Here is a 20152-nt window from a genome sequence, read left to right on the forward strand (position 1 = left end):
GTCACCTCCAGCGCACGCGGTAGCGCATCAGCATGATCGCCGCGACCATTGTCAAAAGCGACGTCGCCACCATCACCTGGGCAATGTAACTGGGCACATTGGCGCTGCGGCTCATAGCGTCGGCACCCACGAAGATGCCCGCCACGAAGATTGCCGCGGCGATCACCCCGAGCGGATTGAGCAGCGCCAGCATCGCCACGACGATGCCGGTGTATCCATAGCCGGGCGACAGATCGAGCGTCAGGTTGCCTTTCAGCCCCGCCACTTCGGAGAAGCCTGCAAGTGCCGCCAGCCCGCCCGACAGCAGCGCCGTCTTGGCGATCACCCGGTTGACTGGAATGCCCGCGAAGCGCGCTGCCTCGGCATTGTGGCCGACGGCGCGCATCTCATAGCCGAGCACGGTTTTTTTCATGATCACCCAGACCACCACCGCCGAAGCAATCGCCAGGACAAACCCGAAATGCAGCCGCTTGCCCTGGATCAGCCGAGGCAATTGCGCCTCCGCGATCACCCGCTTGGACTGCGGCCAGCCGAGCCCCATCGGGTCCTTCAACGACCCCTCGAGCAGCATCGAGACAAACAACAGCACGATGAAGTTGAGCAGCAGCGTCGTCACCACTTCATCTACGCCAAAACGGGTCTTGAGGATGGCAGGGCCGAGCAACGTCAGCGCGCCGGTCAGCATCGCCGCTACCATGATCAGCGGGATCAGCCCGCCCGACGGGATCGTCACCGCGCCGGTACCGAGCACCACCGTCATTACCCCGCCAAGATAGAGCTGGGCTTCGGCACCGATATTCCAGAGCCTGGCGCGAAACGCCACCGCCACCGCCAGGCCGGTAAAGATCAACGGCGTCGCCCGTGTCAGAGTTTCGACCAGCGCGAATTGCGAACCGGCGGCGCCCTTGAACACAAGATAAAACACCGTGAACGGCGAAGCGCCGGCAATCATCACCAGTACCGAGGAGAAAATCAGCGTCGCCAAGATCGCGCCTGCCGGCCATAAAATCGTCGCCGCAGTCGACCGCGTGCTTCTTGGTTCAAGCCGCATCGCTGGCTCCCTCGTCAAGCCCGTGACCGGCCATCAGTTCGCCCAGTTCCATGATCGACAATTCACCCCGACCCGACGATTTTGACAGGCGTCCGCGGTGGATCACAAGAATCCGGTCAGACAGCGTCTGGATTTCATCGAGATCCTCGGAGATCAACAGTACCGCCGCACCCCGGTCGCGCGCCTCGATCAGCCGCGCATGCACATAAGCCACCGCACCGACATCGAGCCCCCGCGTTGGCTGGCTGGCAAGGATGATATCCGGATTGCCATCAAGTGCCCGGCCGAGAATGAGTTTCTGCATGTTGCCGCCCGACAGCAGCCGCACAATGGCGTCCGGTGACGGGCATTTGACGTCATAGGCCTTGATGATATCGCTGGCAAAAGCGCTTGCCGCCTTCCAGTCGAGAAAGCCCATCCGCGAGAAACGCGGGCTGCGATAGGCTTCCGATATCACATTTTCGGCGACGCTCATGTCGCCGATCATTCCGGTGGCGTGGCGGTCTTCCGGAATGCGCCCGAGGCCACGATCCAGCGCCGACCGCGGCGACCATTTGCCGGCACTTTCCCCATGCACAACGATGTCGCCCTCGCGCGCCTCGAGCGTACCGGAGATCAGCGCTGCAAGTGCCGCCTGGCCGTTGCCGGAGATCCCCGCCAGCCCGGTAATTTCACCGCCACGCAACTGCATAGACACATTGGCAAGAGCAGCGCCGCCCATGGTTCGGGTGGAAATCCCGCGAAGCTCGAACAGGATGGCGCCGGGCGATGCCGGTCCGACCTGGTTGACCGGCAATTGCCCGCCAACCATCAATTCCGCCAGTTCGCGCCTTGTTGCATCGGCGGTCTTGCGCTCCCCGGCGAGCTTGCCGCCGCGCAACACCACCACCCGGTCGGAGACCGATTGCACCTCGCCCAGCTTGTGGGAAATGAAGATCACCGACAGCCCGGCCGCTACCAGCTTTTTCAAAGTAACAAACAGCGCCTCGGTTTCCATCGGCGTCAGCACCGCCGTCGGCTCATCCAAGATGAGGATGCGGGCCTGCCGATAGAGCGCTTTGAGAATTTCGACCCGCTGCCGTTCACCCACCGACAGATCCGCGATCATCCGGTCCGGCTCGACCTCAAGCCCGTAATCACTTGCGAGCGCGCGGATCCTGTCGCGCGCCGCAGCCGTGCCGAGATTGAACGACCACAGCGACCGGGTGCCGAGAACGATGTTTTCAAGCACGGTCATCTGGTCGGCCAGGGTAAAGTGCTGGTGGACCATACCGATGCCCGCCGCCAGCGCCGCGTTCGGATCGCCAGGTGCCAGCGTTTCGCCAAAGGCTTCGATCTGTCCCTCATCGGCCGTGTAGTGGCCGAACAGGATATTCATTAGGGTTGTTTTGCCGGCACCGTTTTCGCCAAGCAGAGCCACCACCTCGCCGCGCCTGAGCGACAGCGAGATGGCGTCGTTGGCCACAAGGGCTCCGAACCTCTTGGTGATGCCCGAGAGACGGAGAACGATCTCCGCCTCCGGGCGGTCAGCCGCGTTCATCAGTTGGACTTGGGCTCTTCGTCGTTGATCGCGACTTCAAACGTGCCGGCACGGATCGCCGCCTCGCGCTCAGCCACGAGCTTCATCGCCTCTTCCGGTACCTTTGCTTCAAAGGTACCCAGCGGCGCCAGCGAACAGCCGTCTTCCTTCATGAAGGAATAGACGCCATAGTTCTCCGCCTTGAAGGAACCCGCCTTGACCATTTCGATCGCATGATCGAGCGTCGGTTCGAAATGCCACAGCGCCGAGGCCGCCACCGTGTCGGGATAATCCGACTGGGTGTCGATCACGTTGCCGATTGCGAGCACGCCCTTTTCCTTGGCCGCATCGGAGACGCCGAAGCGCTCGGCATAGAGAATATCGGCGCCACCATCGATCTGCGCAAAAGCAGTTTCCTTGGCTTTCGGCGGATCGAACCAGGAGCCGATAAAGGCGACCTGAAACTTGGCGTCAGGGGCGGTTTCCTTAACGCCTGCCATGAAGGCGTGCATCAACCGGTTGACCTCGGGTATCGGGAAGCCGCCAACCATGCCGATATTGTTGTTCTTGGTCATGGCACCGGCGATGATGCCGGAGAGGTAGGAGGCATCCTGGATGTAGTTGTCGAACACTGCGAAGTTAGGCGCGTCATCCTTGGGCATAAAGCTCGAACCCATCAGGAAAGCGGTTTCCGGATAGTCGCGCGCTACCTGACGGGCGGCATCCTCGACGCCAAACACTTCGCCGATGATCAGGTCGTGCCCGGCTTCTGCATATTCGCGCATGACGCGTTCGTAGTCATTGTTGGACGTGTTTTCAGAAAACACATATTCGATGTCGCCACGCTCCACCGCCGCGTTTGCGGCCTTGTGAATCCGGCTGACCCACTGCTGTTCGACCGGAACGGTGTAGATCGCCGCCACCTTGATCGGGCCATCGGCGCGTGCCCGACCGATCATGGCAGGCAGTGTCAGGAGCGCCGCACCCGCGGCTGCACCAGCCAGCAAATGGCGGCGTTTGAGAGAAAGGGGGCGGCTTGTAGAAGGAATTCTGGTCATGGCTGACGCTCCTGTTGAATATTGATCTAAGCTGAACCCGTCTTTATTTTTGACCAAAAGATAAAACGTGCGCGCGGCATTGGCAACTGCTGTTGGAACGCCTTTTGGAAATATCGGGCCGGGCAGGTTGAAGCCGATAGCTACACTGCCATACCGGGAGAAAATCGTCTGGCCAGTTGGGGCTTTACGGACAGGCTAGTGGCGGCTTTGGCTTGCACATTCCCGGGGATCAGGCACAACGGAAACAGGTCTTGAAGACGCATACCAGATCCGTTCCGCCTTGTTCAAGCAGGCTAGTCGCACCTACAAAAGGGACATGACCGACATGACCACACGAGATCACCGCACTTTGATGGCGCTCAATTGCGGCTCCTCCTCGATCAAGTTTGCGCTGTTTGCGCCGGACCGGCAACGGCTGTTCTCCGGTAGCGTCGATGCAATCGGCAATGGCCAGACACCAAGGCTAAGACTGGATGGCAACGAGGCGAAACAATTCGGGGACACGTCGGAAGGCCACGCCACGCTGCTGCCGCGGCTGATCAGCGAGATCATTCAACCGCGCGCCGGCGCCATTGACGGCGTCGGCCATCGGGTGGTTCACGGCGGTGAACGGTTCAGCGCCCCGGTGCTGGTCGATCCGGAGGTCCGCGCGGCAATCGCCGCGTTGATACCGCTGGCGCGAAGTCACCAGCCACATAATCTGGCCGGCATAGACGCCGCGATTGCTGCACTGCCGGGCACCCCTCAGGCTGCCTGTTTCGACACCGCATTTCACGTCGATGTGCCCATCGTTCGCCGCGAAATGGCCCTGCCCCGCAGCTATGCCCGGGAAGGTTTGCTGCGCTACGGTTTTCACGGCCTGGCCTACGAACATGTCGCGGCCACCCTGCCCCGTCTTGGGCTGGCGGACAGCCGGGTAATCGCCTGCCATCTCGGCAACGGCTCCTCGATCTGCGCCATGATCAACGGCAAGAGCGCCTGGACCTCGATGGGCTTCACACCGCTTGATGGGCTGATGATGGGCCAGCGCCCGGGACGGCTCGATCCCGGCGCCGTGCTGTGGCTGCTTGAGCGCCACCAGGGCGACGCGGCGACGGTGAGCGACTTGTTCTACCACCAGAGCGGCCTTGTCGGCGTATCGGGCGTTTCAAACGACATGCGGCTATTGCTGGCCAGCACCGAGGCCGATGCCGGCTTCGCCGTCGAGATGTATGTCGACCGTCTGGTTCAGGAAATCGGCGCGGCGATGACCAGCATCGGTGGCTGCGATGCTTTGGTATTTTCAGGCGGCATCGGCGAGAACGCGGCCCCGGTCCGGGCAAGAGTGCTTGAGAAACTGCAATGGCTCGGCTTCGCGCTTGCAGCCGATGCCAACACATCGGCGGCGGAGCGGCTGACCAGTCCCGACAGCACCCGCCACGCCTTCATCGTCAAGGCCGACGAGGAACTGGTGATCGTCAACGCGGTCTCAGCCCTGCTGCAAGACTAACTGCACGCCCTTGGCCTTGGCGCCAAACACCCATCACTCTCCTGACCTGAGATTGCCAGCGCCTAGCTTGCTGCCACCGGATCAGTTGCGGGTGTTATCGTATCAGCCGAGTCTGTGCCCTCGTCCTGCGGATCACGTTTGACCCGGAACACCGCCAGATAGAGCGCCGGGGCGAAGAACAGCGTGATCACGGTACCGGCAATGATGCCGCCCATCATCGCATAGGCCATTGGTCCCCAAAAAATCTGCCGCGAGATCGGGATCAGCGCCAGGCTCGCCGCCGCCGCCGTCAGCAGGATAGGGCGCGAGCGCGCGTCGGAAGCTTCAAACACCGCATCCCATGCCGAACGCCCCTTGCGACGCAGCACTTCGACCTCGTCGATCAGGATGATCGAGTTGCGGATCAGGATGCCGATCAGCGCCAGCACCCCGAGGATCGCCACAAAACCCAGCGGCGCGCCGGACGGCACCAGCGCTGCGACCACACCGATCAGTCCCAGCGGCGCCACGCACAGAACCACGAAGGCAAGCCTGAAGCTCTGCATCTGGATCATGATCAGGGTCAACATGATCAGCACCATCAGCGGCACGACGGCGACAATCGGTGCCTGGCTCTTCGCACTTTCGGCCACCGACCCGCCGACTTCGACATGATAGCCGGTGGGCAGCGTGTTGTTGAATTCGGCTATCTGCCCCGCCAGCGCGGTGACGATGGTTGCCGGCTGATCCTTGGTCGAAATCGCCGCCTTGACGGTGATCGTTGGCATACGCCCGCGTTGATGGATGACCGGCGGCTCGGTATCATAGCTGAAATTGGCAACCGATCTCAGCGGGATCGTCGTTGTCGAGCCGCTGGCGGCGAGTTGCAGCCCGGCCAGTGCCTCCACCGATTGCCGCGAGGCCATGTCGCCACGCGCGACAATATCCACCAGATAGGCAGCATCGCGAAGCTCCGTAACCGTTGTGCCATCATAGATTCCGTTCAGCGCAGCGGCGATATCGCGCTGGGTGATGCCCAGTTGGCGCGCCTTGTCCTGAAGGATGTCCACACGCACCACACGGGTCGGCTCGTTCCAGTCCATGACGATGCCCGACAGACGGGGATCGGTGGCGACCAGAGCGGTCAGATCCCGCGCCTGATCACGCACCTTCTCGATATCCGGCCCGGAGATGCGATACTGCACCGGCCGACCGACCGGCGGCCCGATTTCCAGCAGTTTAATGAAGATATCGGTGCCCGGAAACTCGTTGGCGGCGACCTCTCCCAGTTCGACACGCAAGGCGTCACGGGCTTCCACCGACGGGGTCTGGATGACGAGTTGCCCCATATTGGGGCCAGGTGTCGGCACATCATAGGCCAGCAGGAACCGCGGCGCCCCGCGCCCCACATAAGATGACCAGAACAACACCTTGTCGTTGTTCTCGAGCCGGCTTTCCATGCGGGCCATTTCTGCCGCGGTCGCCGAGATCGACGCATTTTGCGGCAAGGTGAAATCCAGAATCAGCTCGGGTCGGTCGGAATTGGGAAAGAACTGCTGTTCGACAAACCGCATCCCGAAGACCGACAGCCCGAAGACGCCGATGGTCAAGCCGATCGTCAGCCAGCGATGGTTCATGCTGGCGTTCAGCATCCGGTGAAACACGCGCCGCATACGACCGGGTTCGCCAGTGTGATGTTTCATCTTGGCCGGCAGGAACGTCACCCCAAGGAGCGGCGCAAACAACACCGCAACAATCCATGAGACCACCAGCGCGACGGCAATGACGACGAACAGCGAAAACGTGAATTCGCCCGCCGCCGAAGAATTAAGCCCGATCGGAATGAACCCGGCCACCGTGACCAGCGTCCCGGTGAGCATCGGAAAGGCAATCGATGTCCAGGCATAGGAGGCCGACTTGAACAGCGTCTCGCCTTTTTCAAGCCGCGAAATCATCGTCTCGATCGCGATCATCGCGTCATCGACCAGCAATCCCAGCGCAATGATCAGCGCCCCCAGCGAAATCCGCTGCAGCGTCAGGCCGACATAATCCATGACCACAAAGGTGATGGCCAGAACCAGCGGAATGGTCAGTGCGACAACGAGCCCGGCACGCATCCCGAGCGAAATGAAACTGACAGCGAGCACGATCAGCACCGCTTCCAGCAGCGCCTGCAGGAAGTGGCCGACGGCCTCATCGACAACCGTCGGCTGGTCGGCGACCAGATGGATATCGATACCGACCGGCAATTGCGACTCGGCCTTGGCAATCACCTCTTCAAGTTCCGTACCAAAGTCGATGATGTTGGCGCCGCGTTTCATACCGACCGCGAGACCGACCGCATCCTGTCCCTTGTAGCGGAACAGCGTAGACGGCGGATCAACATAGGCGCGGCGGATATCGGCGACATCAGTCAGTCGGAAGAACCGGTCACCGACGCGAAGATTGATGTCCTCCAGGCTTTGCGCGCCCGAGAACTGCCCACCGATCCGCACCAGCACCTGCTCCGGGCCGGTGTCGATCACGCCCGATGGCAATATCGCATTCTGCGCGGCGAGCGTATCCTGCACGGCCTGCCGGTTGAGCCCCAGCGCAGCAAGCCGGTCGGTCGAGAATTCGAGATAGAGAACCTCGTCGCGGGTGCCGAACAACTCGACCTTCCCGGCATCCGGCAGCGCCTGGACCGCTCGTCGGACAGATTCGACGTGGTCACGTACCTCGCGCGGCGAAAACCCGTCGGAAGTGAAGGCATAGAGATTGCCGAAGACATCGCCAAAACTGTCATTGAACTGAAAGCCGGCAAACTCTGCCGGAAATTCGGGACGGATATCGGCCATCATGTTGCGAACCCGTTGCCAGATTCGCGACAGGTCGTCGCCACGGGTTGTCGGCTGCAGCTCCAGATAGACAATGCTCAGACCCGGTCGGGTGACTGATCGGGTGAAATCCAGTTCATCGAGGTCCTCGAGTTTCTTTTCGATCCGGTCGGTGATCTGCGTCAGCGTTTCCCGTGTATCCGCGCCGGGAAGGGCCGCGGTAATGATCATCGTCTTGATGTCGAAATTCGGGTCTTCCTCGCGTCCGATCGAGACATAGGAAATGACACCCGCGACCAGCGAAACGATCATCAGGAACCAGACCAGCGAGCGATGGTTGAGCGCCCAGTCGGAGAGATTGAATTTGTTCATTCGGTTTCACGCGGGCCGACGACCTGCCCTTCCTTGAGTGAATGAATTCCCTTGATGACCACTTCATCGCCCGCCGTCAGCCCTGAGGAAACAATGGCGAAGCCGCCACTGGTGGCGCCGAGTTCGACCTGACGCAGGGCAATGGTGTCATCGCTGCGGTCAACCACCCATACAGCCCGCGGATCGAGCAGCGCCGAGAGCGGAACGAAGATGTCCTGGTGTCCACTGCCGGCCGGTGTGACCTTTACCAGCGCCCCAAGCCGGAACGCCGGCGGTGCGGATTCGAGTGTCAGATGCAGGCGGTGCGTCCGGGTGGCGCGTTCTGCCACCGGGTCAATCCGCGCCAGCACCGCTGCTGCTGTTACCCCGTCATTGGCGAGCAGCCGGGCGGTGAAGCGATCGCCGATGGCACGCACCACAGCCGAATCCTCGGATACATCAATGATGATTTCCCGTTCGCCAATAGCCGCAAGCCTGAGGATCGCCTGCCCTGCCGAGAGGGTCGCCCCCGCTTCTGCCAGCGTCTCGGTGACGACACCATCGAACGGTGCGCTCAAAGTCGCCAGATCCCGGATATCGGCGGCCCGCGCCCGCGAGGCCAGTGCCTGTTCCAGACGCGCCTGTGCCGAAACCAGCGCCCGTTCGCTGTCCTCCAGTCGGGTAGCGCTGCCGACCCCGCGTTCGGACAGTTCCTTGGCCCGATCACGCGCATCGGTCGCCGAGCGAAGTTGCGCCCGTGCCACCGTCACACCGGCCTCGGCAGTGCGCAGATCGGCGTCAAAATCTTCGGTACTGAGCTGCGCCAGTACATCGCCCTTTGTAACAATATCTCCTGTTCCCGCCGGACGCGCGGCAACCGTGCCGATAATCGGAAAACCAAGCGCCGTCTCGGTGCGGGCAACAACCACACCGGTATAGCTTTGCAACAGGCTGGCCTGCTGGTCGACAAGGATGGACACCACCGGGCGCGCCGGTTCGGCGGCCGGTGCCTGAAATGCCAGACCGAACGTCAGGCCGAGCGCGTAGACGAAAACCAGTCGCTTCATTGCCCCACCTCCACGCGACGTACAACCCGGCCGGGATAGAGAAGTTGCGCGCTCCTGGCGACCACCCAGTCGCCTTCCGCAACGCCGCTGTCCAAATAGACCTTGCCGGTGCTGTAGCGATCGATGGTGACCGGACGGAGCGACGCTTTCATGGTTTCCCTGTCGACAATCCAGACCGCGGGGCCCTGCGCAGAGGCGCTAACCACCGTGTAAGGAAGGCCAATCTGCATACCTTCATCGCGGGTCGCGGTGCCACGCACCGGTTCGCCGAAAGCAAGCCCCTCGGGCGGGTCCAGCACGGCAACCTTGGCGGTGACCGTGCCGCTAGCCGGATCCACCAGGGGTGAGATTTCGGTGACGTTGCCATGAAATTTCGTCTCCGGGGACGACAATCGCGACAACAGGATTCCCGGGTCGGGTGCCTTCCCGATCAGCATAACTTCCGGAACGTCGAAAACCGCCTCGAAACCGCTGTCGAGCGCCAGCTCCATCGCCGGCTGCGCCGCACCTATGATCTGTCCGGGTTCGATCATTCGCTTGATTACCGTGGAATCAGACGTCGCCCGCAACACCGTATCGGCAAGCGCCTTGATGGCGCGGTCACGGTCTGCTTCGGCCTGATCGAGCACGCCCTCGGCGGCGCGCAGGGCGTCCTCCCTGGCATCTCGCTCCGCACGGGTTGTGGTGCCGCTGGCCAGAAGTGTATTGGAGCGTTCGAGATCCTCGATTGCCTGTCGGTGATCGGCGTGCGCCGTGGTCAATCCGGCTTCGGCGGTCCGTATCGCCAGTTCCTGCTGGATCGAATCCAGCCGCGCCAGCGGCGCGTCAGGCCTAACCTTGGCGCCGACTTCCGCCAGCACCTCGATCACGCGCCCGCCCACGGGAAACGACGCCATCAGCGATTCACGGGCGCGAATTTCACCGGTCAGTGTGAAATTGCGCAGTTCCAGCGTCTGGCTGGCTTCGACGATCTCGACAGCCAGCGGCTGTTCGCCCTGTGCGGGAACACTTCCCAGCACGGCAATCGTGGCGGCCCATGCGATGACAATAGATCTCAAAACGGCAATCCGAACCTGTTTGCGAGGGGGGAAACGCATACACTGTTGCCCATCGGGGCGCCAGACCCGGGGACACAGCACGATACGCCATCTCGCACACATAATGGAGGTGCTACATCACGCTTCAGTGAACCCGCGCGTCACGTCCGGGCCAACATTAATGCATCTTCAACGATGACATGCTGCACTTGATCGACCCCCTGTGCTATCGGGAACACTCCAACGATTGCATAGGCAACCAAACTGACAATGTTCGCCCCCAAATTGATCATCTTCGACTGCGATGGCGTTCTGGTCGACAGCGAGGTCATCAGCGCCAACGTCCTGATCGATGCCCTGGCAAGCATCGGCGTTGTCGTCGATTTCGCGCATGTGCAAACCCATTTTCTCGGCCGCAGCTGGGCCACGGTGGCAGCCGAAATCCGTAACTCCCACGGCTATTTGCCTGGGAATGATTTTGAGGAAATGTACCGCAGCCAATTGCTCAAGCGTTTCGAACGCGAACTGGTGCCGACCCCGGGGATGGTGGCGCTTCTTCAATCCCTGACGGTAAACGTCTGCGTGGCAACCAGCAGCACACCCAAACGGGCGAAACGATCACTCGAACTGACCGGGCTTTCGCCCTTTTTCGGCGCAGACGTTTTTACCGCCTCCGAGGTGGAACACGGAAAACCGGCGCCCGATCTGTTCCTGCATGCAGCCAGCCGCATGCAGGTTGACCCTGCCGAATGTCTCGTGATCGAGGATGCCGTGCCCGGCATTCAGGCCGCCATCCATGCAGGCATGCAGGTGTTGCGGTTTACCGGCGGAAGCCATCTTCAAGGGGTCAGCGAGAATGTGCTGGCATTGAACGGACAGGTACGGTGTTTTGACAAATGGCAGCATTTCCCCGAAATGGGGCCGCATGCTACCAGCATAACCAACAGGTAATTGAAATCATGAGCAGTGCAGGCGATCAGGAAACCAGCCGTTTGGACGACGCCGCGCGCGCCGGCTGGCTTTATTATGTCGCCGGCAACACCCAGGACGAGATTGCGCGAAAGCTGGGCGTCTCGCGGCAATCGGCGCAACGCCTGGTATCGCTGGCGGTCAGCGAGAAGCTGGTCAAGGTACGGCTCGATCATCCGATCGCCAATTGCATGGAACTGGCGCGTGGCCTGAGCGAGAAATTCGGGCTTGTCACCTGCGAAGTCGCGCCGACCGACCCCGACGCACCGGCAGCACTGACCGGAATTGCCCAGATTGCAGCTAGCGAAATCGAACGCATCCTCAAATCAGATCACCCCAAGATCATCGCCCTTGGCACCGGCCGCGCCTTGCGTGCCTGTGTTGAACAATTGCCGAAGATGGATTGCCCACAGCACCGCATCGTTTCGTTGCTTGGCAACATGATGTCGGATGGCGCAGCCACGCCCTACAACGTCGTCATCCGCATGGCCGACCGCGTCAACGCTCGCCATTATCCGATGCCGCTGCCTGTGTTCGCCCGCTCGATCGAGGAAAAACAACTGCTGCAGCAGCAGGAAGCGGTGCACAACATCCTCGAACTGGCGCGCCAGGCCGACGTCACCTATGTCGGCATCGGCAATATCGGCGACCAGGCGCCACTGATGATTGATGGTTTTGTCAGCCGCGAGGAAATGCGCGCGCTGCTCAAGGCTGGCGGTGTCGGAGAGATCACCTCCTGGGTATTCGATCGCGAAGGCCGGTTGATTGACGGCCTGACCAATGACCGGGTGGCCAGCGCTTTGCTGGAAGCTTCGCCCTCCAAGCCGGTCATCGCCATTGCAGTCGGCGCTCTGAAAGTCGACGCGATGATGGCCGCATTGCGCGGTAAACTGGTCAACGGGCTTATTACCGATGAAGCCACGGCGGAAAGCCTGCTGAACTACTAGAGCCGTTCATCTTTAAGTGGAAGCAGTTTGATGGAATGGGTTTTCCGCGTCAGTTAGGAAAACACCACAGCCACGATGCCGCGCACCGTGCGAGGATTTTGACGACGCTGGCGTGGAAAAGACATCCAAGCGAGGCGCGCGACGGTGTTTCCGACAACCTCAGAGCCAACGCCGAGAGATGATCGTGTGAGCTTGTTCTTTCGCGTTCTGGACTGCGTCGCGCACGGTTAACGGTGATGGCGCCGCGTCACCGCACGCTTCTTGCCAGATCACGAAATCCCGACGCTCAAATGATTCCATTTAAAGATGAACGGCTCTAGGCAAATTCGCCTTTTTTAACCAACTGACATTGCTGCTCTTTTTTCAGCTACTGCGATCTACAACGCAGGTGCAGCATCGATTCCGCTTGACTCAAGGGCAACCTTGAGTGAATATTTGCCCGTCTAATTGGCATTTGCCCAAACCGGGCATTGGGAGGAATTTATGAAGAGATTTGCAAACGTGCTTTTGTGCGCGTCGGCGCTGTCGATGCTCGGCACGGCGGCGATGGCCGAAAAGCTGACGATCGCCATGGTCAACAATGGCGACATGATCCGCATGCAGAAACTGTCCGACGATTTCACGGCAAAGAATCCGGACATTGAACTTGAATGGGTAACGCTGGAAGAAAACATCCTGCGTCAGCGCGTCACCACCGACATCGCCACCAAGGGCGGCCAGTATGATGTCATGACCATCGGCACTTACGAAGTGCCAATCTGGGGCAAGCAGGGCTGGCTGGTGTCGCTCAACGATCTGCCCGCATCCTATGATATTGACGATCTTTTGCCTGCGATCCGCGGCGGCCTGACCGTCGACGGCGAACTTTACGCAGCCCCCTTCTACGGTGAATCATCGATGGTGATGTACCGCACCGACCTGATGGAAAAGGCCGGCATGGAAATGCCGGACGCACCGACCTGGACGTTCATCCGCGAAGCTGCGGCAGCCATGACCGACAAGGACGCCGGCATTTACGGCATCTGCCTGCGCGGCAAGGCCGGCTGGGGCGAGAACATGGCCTTCCTCACAGCCACCGCCAATTCGTTCGGCGCCAAGTGGTTTGACATGGACTGGAAAGCCCAGTTCGACAGCCCTCAGTGGAAGGAAGCCCTGACGTTCTACATCGAGATGATGAATGAATCAGGACCTCCGGGAGCCGCCAACAACGGCTTCAACGAAAACCTGTCACTGTTCCAAACCGGCAAGTGCGGCATGTGGATCGACGCCACCGTGGCGGCTTCCTTTGTCACCAATCCGACGGATTCCCAGGTTGCCGACAAGGTCGGTTTCGCTCTCGCTCCCGACAATGGTCTGGGCAAGCGCGGCAACTGGCTCTGGGCATGGTCGCTGGGCATTCCGGCAGGAACCCAGAAGGCAGAATCGGCGAAGAAGTTCGTCGAATGGGCCACCTCGAAAGAGTATCTGGCGCTGGTCGCCGAGAAGGAAGGCTGGGCCAACGTACCTCCGGGCACACGGACCTCGCTCTATGAGAACCCTGAATATGCCAAGGTTCCGTTTGCGAAGATGACGCTCGACAGCATCAACGCTGCCGATCCGCAAAACCCGACAGTCGATGAAGTGCCTTATGTCGGCGTCCAGTTTGTCGCCATTCCCGAGTTTCAGGGCATCGCCACGGCTGTTGGCCAGCAGTTCTCTGCAGCCCTTGCCGGAACGACATCAATCGATGATGCACTGGCCAATGCGCAGGCCCTGACCACGCGCGAAATGCAGAAGGCCGGTTACCCCAAGTAGGGTCTCCGACCACATCGGGAGCCGGAACCTTCCGGCCGGCTCCCGTTTTTTACTCTCGACCTGTCCCCGACCTGTCAAGGAACCGAGCCATGGCGACCGCCCACTCACGCAGTGCAGCACGCTTGATGATGTCCCCCGCAGTGATTTTGCTGCTGGGCTGGATGATCATCCCGCTGTCCATGACGATCTACTTCTCGTTCCTGCGCTACAATCTGCTATCGCCCGGCACCGAAGCCTGGGCCGGGTTTGACAACTACCGCTATTTTCTGACCGATCCCGCCTTCTTCGATGCGATGGCCAACACCTTTATTCTGGTACTTGGGGTGTTGTTGATCACTGTTGTCGGCGGCATCTTGCTGGGACTGCTGCTGGATCAGCCGTTCTTCGGCCAGGGCATCGTCCGGATCCTGGTGATCGCCCCCTTCTTTGTCATGCCGACCGTGTCCGCACTCGTGTGGAAGAACATGTTCATGAACCCGGTCAACGGCCTTTTCGCCTATATGGCGACCGCCGTCGGGCTCGAACCGTTTGACTTCCTCAGTCACGCACCGCTGGCCTCGATCATCCTGATCGTGTCCTGGCAATGGTTGCCGTTTGCGACCCTGATCCTGCTCACCGCCTTGCAGTCGCTCGACCAGGAACAGCTCGAAGCCGCCGAAATGGATGGCGCCGGGCCCGTCAATCGCTTCACCTTCATCATGCTGCCGCATCTGGGCCGGGCGATCACCGTTGTGATCCTGATCCAGACCATTTTCCTGCTCTCGATCTTCGCCGAAATTCTGGTCACCACAAATGGCGGACCGGGCACGGCGACCACCAACCTGACCTACCTCGTCTATGTGCAATCACTGTTGCAGTTCGACGTGGGCGGCGGTTCCGCCGGCGGCATCGTTGCTGTCATTCTCGCCAATATTGTCGCGATCTTCCTGATGCGGATGATCGGCAAGAACCTGGACGCTTGAGACCATGGCGCGCGCTGTTTCAACCCGACGCAAACTCTTCGTCACGCTTCTCGCCTGGTCGATCGGTATTGCAATCTTCTTCCCCATCCTGTGGACGTTCCTGACCAGCTTCAAGACCGAAGCCGAGGCCATCGCCTCCCCGCCATCCCTGTTCTTCTTTGACTGGACCACGGAAAACTACGCCGAGGTGAACTCACGCTCGAATTACGGCCTTCACTTCGCCAATTCGGTGATCATCTCGCTGGGCTCCACCTTGCTCGGTCTGCTGATTGCCATTCCGGCGGCCTGGTCGATGGCCTTCGTACCCGGCAAACGGACCAAGGACATCCTGATGTGGATGCTGTCGACCAAGATGCTGCCCCCCGTCGGCGTCCTGATCCCGATTTACCTGATGTTCCGCGATACCGGTCTGCTCGATTCCCGCCTCGGTCTGGTGATCGTGCTGACGCTGATCAACCTGCCGATCATTGTCTGGATGCTCTACACCTACTTCAAGGAGATCCCCGTCGACATCCTTGAAGCCGCGCGGATGGACGGCGCGGCTCTGTGGTCGGAGATCATCTATGTGCTCACCCCGATGGCGGTTCCCGGTATTGCCTCGACCTTGTTGCTCAACGTCATCCTGGCCTGGAACGAAGCCTTCTGGACCCTCAATCTGACGGCTGCGAAAGCAGCACCTCTGACCGCCTTCATCGCCAGCTACTCAAGTCCGGAAGGCCTATTTTACGCCAAGCTGTCGGCGGCTTCGACAATGGCGATCGCACCCATCCTCATTCTCGGTTGGTTCAGCCAGAAACAACTCGTCCGCGGCCTGACCTTCGGCGCGGTGAAATAGGAAAGCAACCATGGGACATATCGCACTCAAGAAAGTTACCAAGAGCTTCGGCACCACCCAGGTGATTCCGCCGCTTGATCTGGAAATCAATGACGGTGAATTTGTGGTGTTCGTCGGCCCATCCGGTTGCGGCAAGTCAACACTGTTGCGCCTGATCGCCGGTCTCGAGGATGTCTCGGGCGGCACCATCGAAATCAACGGCAACGACGCGACCAGCATCCCGCCAGCCAAGCGCGGCCTTGCCATGGTGTTCCAGTCCTATGCGCTCTATCCGCATATGTCTGTACGCAAGAACATCGGCTTCCCGTTGAAGATGGCAGGCCTCGACAAGGCTGCGTCCGACAAGAAGATCGAAGACGCCGCTTCCGTGCTCAACCTGACCGACTATCTCGAGCGGCGGCCCGGCCAGCTTTCAGGCGGTCAGCGGCAGCGCGTGGCAATCGGCCGGGCGATTGTCCGCGAACCCGACGCCTTCCTGTTTGACGAACCGCTGTCCAATCTCGATGCCGCCCTGCGCGTCAACATGCGGCTTGAGATCAGCGAACTCCACAACAGCCTCAAGACCACGATGATCTATGTGACTCACGACCAGGTCGAAGCCATGACCATGGCCGACAAGATCGTCGTGCTAAGAGCCGGCTACATTGAGCAGGTAGGCTCGCCGCTGGAACTGTACCGTTCCCCGGCCAATCTGTTTGTCGCCAGCTTCATCGGTTCTCCGAAGATGAATTTCATCGAGGGCAAGGATGCCGAAGCCCACGGCGCCCACACAATCGGCGTTCGCCCCGAACATGTCTCCGTTTCCAAGACTGAAGGCCTATGGAAGGGCAAGGTCGGTGTCTCCGAGCATCTAGGCTCCGACACCTTCCTGCGTGTGGCCGTTGACGGGTTCGAGCCGATGACCATCCGCGCCGATGGCGAAGTCGACATCTATCATGGTGACACCGTCTACATGTCTCCCGATCCATCCAAGATCTACAAATTCGACGCCGCTGGATTGGCGCTCTGATGTCACGCCTTGCAGGCAAGTCGGCGATGATTACCGGCGCCGCACGCGGCATCGGCAGGGCATTCGCCGAGCGCTATGTCGCTGAAGGTGCTCAGGTTGCCATCGCCGACATCGATCTCGAGCGGGCATCGGAAACCGCCCGGCAGATCGGCGACCGGGCTTTTGCCGTTCATCTCGATGTTACCGACCAGCCCTCTATTGAAGCTGCCGTCAAAACCGTGGTCGAGCGCACCGGTGGTATCGATATTCTCATCAACAACGCCGCGCTTTTCGATCTGGCGCCGATTGTCGAAATCACGCGCGAAAGTTTCGACCGGCTGTTTACGATCAATGTCGCCGGCACCTTGTTCGCCATGCAGGCTGTCGCCCGGTCGATGATCGCCCGCGGCAAGGGCGGCAAGATCATCAACATGGCCAGCCAGGCCGGTCGCCGCGGCGAAGCGCTGGTTAGTGTGTACTGCGCCACCAAGGCAGCCGTCATCAGCCTGACCCAGTCCGCCGGTCTCGACCTGATCAGGCACGGGATCAACGTCAACGCCATTGCTCCCGGCGTAGTCGATGGCGAGCACTGGGACGGTGTCGACGCGCTGTTTGCCCGCCACGAGAACCTCGCCCCCGGGGAAAAGAAACGAATGGTAGGCGAGGCCGTCCCCTATGGGCGAATGGGCATTGCCGAAGATCTGACCGGCATGGCCGTTTTCCTGGCCACCGCCGACGCCGACTACATCGTCGCCCAGACCTACAATGTCGATGGCGGGAACTGGATGAGCTGATGCCTGAGACACCCCCGATCACAACCGCTGTTTTACCGCTTGCCGAAAAATCCCTGCCGGCCCTGTCCGGCAGGGTCCGAATCCCGAGCTATGACCGCAAGGCGCTAAGTCCCGGCGTGTTGCATGTCGGCATCGGCAATTTCCACCGGGCCCACCAGGCAAGCTATTTTCACCGCCTGTTCGAATTGGGCGAGGACCATGACTGGGCAATCATCGGCGCCGGAATGATGCATTTCGATGCCGCCATGCGCCAGAAATTGGCCGGGCAGGATTGGCTGACCACAATCGTCGAACTTGATCCCGAAGGCTACAAGGCCAGCGTGATCGGCTCGATGATTGACTTCGTTGCTATTGATCCGGGCAAGCTGATTATTGCGATGACGGATCCACAGATCCGTATTGTTTCGCTGACGGTAACCGAGGGCGGCTATTTTCTCAGTGCCGAAACCGGCGGGTTCGATCCCACCCATCCGGCAATTATCCGTGAAGCCGCGGCATCGGGGGAGCCCCAAACTGTGTTTGGCGTGATCATCGCCGCCCTGAAGGCACGTCGCGAGGTTGGCCTTGCTCCGTTCACCGTAATGTCCTGCGACAACCTTCCCGAAAACGGCCATGTCGCCCGCGCCACGGTACTGGGTTTGGCGCAGATGGCAGATCCCGAGTTTGCCGAATGGATCGCTACCAATGTGGCGTTTCCAAACTCGATGGTCGATTGCATCACCCCGGCAACCGGGCCGCGCGAAATCGATCTGGTGCGCACGACGTTTGGCATCGAGGACGCTGCCCCGGTCGTCTGCGAACCGTTCCGGCAATGGGTGATGGAAGATGATTTTCCACAAGGCCGGCCGTCACTGGAAAAGGTCGGCGTCGAATTTGTCGCCGATGTCGCGCCTTATGAGCTGATGAAACTGCGGATTCTCAATGGCGGGCATGCGGCGATCGCCTACGCCGCCGCTTTGCTCGGACATCATTATGTGCACGACGCCATGGCTGACCCACTTGTCGCGGGCTTTCTGGCCAAGCTGACGAAGGACGAGATCCTGCCAACGGTTCCGGCCATTCCCGGCGTCAGCATGGACGACTACGTGACCACCGTTGCCAGGCGTTTTTCCAATTCCGCGCTGGGCGACACCATCCCCAGGCTTTGCCTCGACGGCTCCAACAGGCAACCGAAATTCATTCTGCCGACAATCGAGGCGCGGCTGGCGACAGGCAAATCGGTCAACGGACTGGCGCTGGAAGTGACGCTATGGTGTCACTATTGCTCCGGCCGCCGCGATGACGGCTCGACAATCGAACTGATCGACCCCAACGCTGCCCGGTTGCGTGAGCGCGCACTCGCCGCGCGCGATCATCCTCGCGCATTTTTACAGATGCCGGACATTTTTGGCGCCCTCGCCGAAGCGCCGGTCTTTGTCGACGCCTTCGAAGCGGCACTTTTGAATCTTCAAAAGCAAGGCACCAAGTCCGTTTTGACCAGCTATCTGGCGTCCTGAACGGCAGCGGTGTCGGCCTCCGCCACGATCAACCGCACGTCATGCGCCTCGAGCGCTGCGGCAATCTTCTCATCCGCCGGCTCGTCCGTCAGCAGATGGCCGACGGCCTCGAACCCGGTCACCAGAACCAGGCCCCGGCGACCGAACTTGGTGTGGTCCGTCACCACGTAACTGCGCTCGCCACGGGTCAGCATCATCCGTGCGAACTCGGCTTCCTCCAGATCATGATCCATCACCCCGCTGGCGGCGTCGATGGCGCCGGCGGAGATGATCGAATGCGTGACCGAGAATTTGGAGATGAATTCGATCGCCGACACGCCGAAGGCAGCACCAGAATCACTCCTGAGCTCACCGCCGGCCATATAGACCTTGTTGCCATTCACGGTCGCCAGCGTACGGGCGATGTCAGAGGAATTGGTCACCACCGTCAGCCGCCGGTGGCCAAGCAACTCGCGGGCAACAAAGCTCGTCGTGGTGCCGGTATCGAGCATCACTGAATCGCCATCCTGAATGAACCGCGCCATCTCGCGGGCGATACGGCGTTTGCTGCCGGCATTCTCGCGCATGCGCCGCTGAAACGGCGCTTCGCCGACCTGGCCCGCCAGCCCGACCGCGCCGTGAATCCTGAGAACCGCTCCGTTATCGGTCAGCGGTCGCACGTCGCGCCGCACCGTTTCCAGCGAGACGCCTAGCCGCGATGCCAGTTCCGAGATGGTGAGTGTTCCCTCGTCGGCCAGCATCCGCATTATTTCCGTGTGGCGTTTGGACAGCATTGAAAACCACCTTATGAGACGCCTGTTTCCTAGGCGGAAACTGCCCGAAAATCAAACAAGCCCACACCATACGGGCATCAAAGCAAAAAAACACCACAGAATTGATTGACAAGACCGGGGTCCTGGTATGGGATCAGTCGGTCAATAAACCACGCACGGATGCGCTGCCGCTGACCGCGACATGGTCGAGATAACAAAAGCGCCGGAATGCGGGAACCAACAGGGTG

The 20152-nt window shown here is 60.6% G+C and carries 16 protein-coding genes; 9 read left to right on the forward strand and 7 right to left on the reverse strand.

All coding sequences use genetic code 11. The features are described 5' to 3' along the window. Nucleotide 1 precedes the first annotated feature (1 nt). The 3 genes from OEG84_RS12105 to OEG84_RS12115 are packed head-to-tail and all read right to left on the reverse strand — an operon-like array spanning nt 2 to nt 3628. Complete coding sequence (locus OEG84_RS12105; protein ID WP_267654001.1) at nt 2-1051, reverse strand: ABC transporter permease; 1050 nt, start codon at nt 1049-1051, stop codon at nt 2-4. Next, entirely contained in the window at nt 1041-2591 is a 1551-nt protein-coding gene (locus OEG84_RS12110) for an ABC transporter ATP-binding protein (protein WP_267654002.1), read from the reverse strand. The genes OEG84_RS12105 and OEG84_RS12110 overlap by 11 nt, the downstream gene beginning before the upstream one ends. Continuing rightward, nucleotides 2591-3628 carry a BMP family protein gene (locus tag OEG84_RS12115; protein ID WP_267654003.1) on the reverse strand — a complete coding sequence of 346 codons (1038 nt, stop codon included), beginning with the start codon at nt 3626-3628 and terminating at the stop codon, nt 2591-2593. Before OEG84_RS12115 ends, OEG84_RS12110 begins: the two co-directional genes overlap by 1 nt. 316 nt (nt 3629-3944) lie before the next feature. Between OEG84_RS12115 and OEG84_RS12120 the strand changes: the two genes are divergently transcribed. Beyond that, complete coding sequence (locus tag OEG84_RS12120) at nt 3945-5117, forward strand: acetate/propionate family kinase (RefSeq protein WP_267654004.1); 1173 nt, start codon at nt 3945-3947, stop codon at nt 5115-5117. A gap of 62 nt (nt 5118-5179) precedes the next feature. On the opposite strand, the gene OEG84_RS12125 is transcribed toward OEG84_RS12120, so the two are convergent. From OEG84_RS12125 to OEG84_RS12135, 3 genes are read right to left on the reverse strand one after another with little or no spacing between them, the layout of a single operon-like run. Further along, nucleotides 5180-8284: an efflux RND transporter permease subunit gene (locus OEG84_RS12125; protein ID WP_267654005.1), complete on the reverse strand. Its 3105-nt coding sequence runs from the start codon at nt 8282-8284 to the stop codon at nt 5180-5182. Further along, on the reverse strand, nt 8281-9330 hold the full coding sequence (locus OEG84_RS12130) for an efflux RND transporter periplasmic adaptor subunit (RefSeq protein WP_267654006.1): 1050 nt from the start codon (nt 9328-9330) through the stop codon (nt 8281-8283). The genes OEG84_RS12125 and OEG84_RS12130 overlap by 4 nt, the downstream gene beginning before the upstream one ends. Continuing rightward, entirely contained in the window at nt 9327-10388 is a 1062-nt protein-coding gene (locus tag OEG84_RS12135; RefSeq protein ID WP_267654007.1) for an efflux RND transporter periplasmic adaptor subunit, read from the reverse strand. The genes OEG84_RS12130 and OEG84_RS12135 overlap by 4 nt, the downstream gene beginning before the upstream one ends. Before the next feature lie 249 nt (nt 10389-10637). On the opposite strand from OEG84_RS12135, the gene OEG84_RS12140 reads away from it, so the two are divergent. From OEG84_RS12140 to OEG84_RS12175, 8 genes are all read left to right on the forward strand, one after another. Beyond that, the gene (locus OEG84_RS12140) at nt 10638-11318 is read left to right on the forward strand and encodes an HAD family hydrolase (protein ID WP_267654008.1); all 681 of its coding nucleotides are present in this window, start codon (nt 10638-10640) and stop codon (nt 11316-11318) included. 8 nt (nt 11319-11326) lie between these two features. Continuing rightward, complete coding sequence (locus OEG84_RS12145; RefSeq protein ID WP_267654009.1) at nt 11327-12283, forward strand: sugar-binding transcriptional regulator; 957 nt, start codon at nt 11327-11329, stop codon at nt 12281-12283. Nucleotides 12284-12766: 483 nt separating this feature from the next. Continuing rightward, nucleotides 12767-14077, forward strand: a complete 1311-nt coding sequence (locus OEG84_RS12150) for an ABC transporter substrate-binding protein (protein WP_425602844.1) — start codon at nt 12767-12769, stop codon at nt 14075-14077. Nucleotides 14078-14166: 89 nt separating this feature from the next. Continuing rightward, on the forward strand, nt 14167-15039 hold the full coding sequence (locus OEG84_RS12155; RefSeq protein WP_267654010.1) for a carbohydrate ABC transporter permease: 873 nt from the start codon (nt 14167-14169) through the stop codon (nt 15037-15039). Between the two features lie 4 nt (nt 15040-15043). Continuing rightward, nucleotides 15044-15874: a carbohydrate ABC transporter permease gene (locus OEG84_RS12160; protein WP_267654011.1), complete on the forward strand. Its 831-nt coding sequence runs from the start codon at nt 15044-15046 to the stop codon at nt 15872-15874. Between the two features lie 10 nt (nt 15875-15884). Next, entirely contained in the window at nt 15885-16883 is a 999-nt protein-coding gene (locus OEG84_RS12165) for an ABC transporter ATP-binding protein (protein ID WP_267654012.1), read from the forward strand. After that, nucleotides 16883-17656 (forward strand): L-iditol 2-dehydrogenase, encoded by a 774-nt coding sequence (locus tag OEG84_RS12170; RefSeq protein WP_267654013.1) that lies wholly within the window; start codon nt 16883-16885, stop codon nt 17654-17656. Before OEG84_RS12165 ends, OEG84_RS12170 begins: the two co-directional genes overlap by 1 nt. Next, on the forward strand, nt 17656-19152 hold the full coding sequence (locus tag OEG84_RS12175; RefSeq protein WP_267654014.1) for a mannitol dehydrogenase family protein: 1497 nt from the start codon (nt 17656-17658) through the stop codon (nt 19150-19152). The genes OEG84_RS12170 and OEG84_RS12175 overlap by 1 nt, the downstream gene beginning before the upstream one ends. On the opposite strand, the gene OEG84_RS12180 is transcribed toward OEG84_RS12175, so the two are convergent. Next, a complete protein-coding gene (locus OEG84_RS12180) occupies nt 19137-19925 on the reverse strand; it encodes a DeoR/GlpR family DNA-binding transcription regulator (RefSeq protein WP_267654015.1) in 789 nt (262 codons plus the stop codon). The two genes, OEG84_RS12175 and OEG84_RS12180, sit on opposite strands and share 16 nt — an antisense overlap. Nucleotides 19926-20152 lie beyond the last annotated feature (227 nt).

Origin of the sequence: Hoeflea algicola, assembly GCF_026619415.1 — a bacterium.
GTDB classification, from domain to species: Bacteria; Pseudomonadota; Alphaproteobacteria; order Rhizobiales; family Rhizobiaceae; genus Hoeflea; species Hoeflea algicola.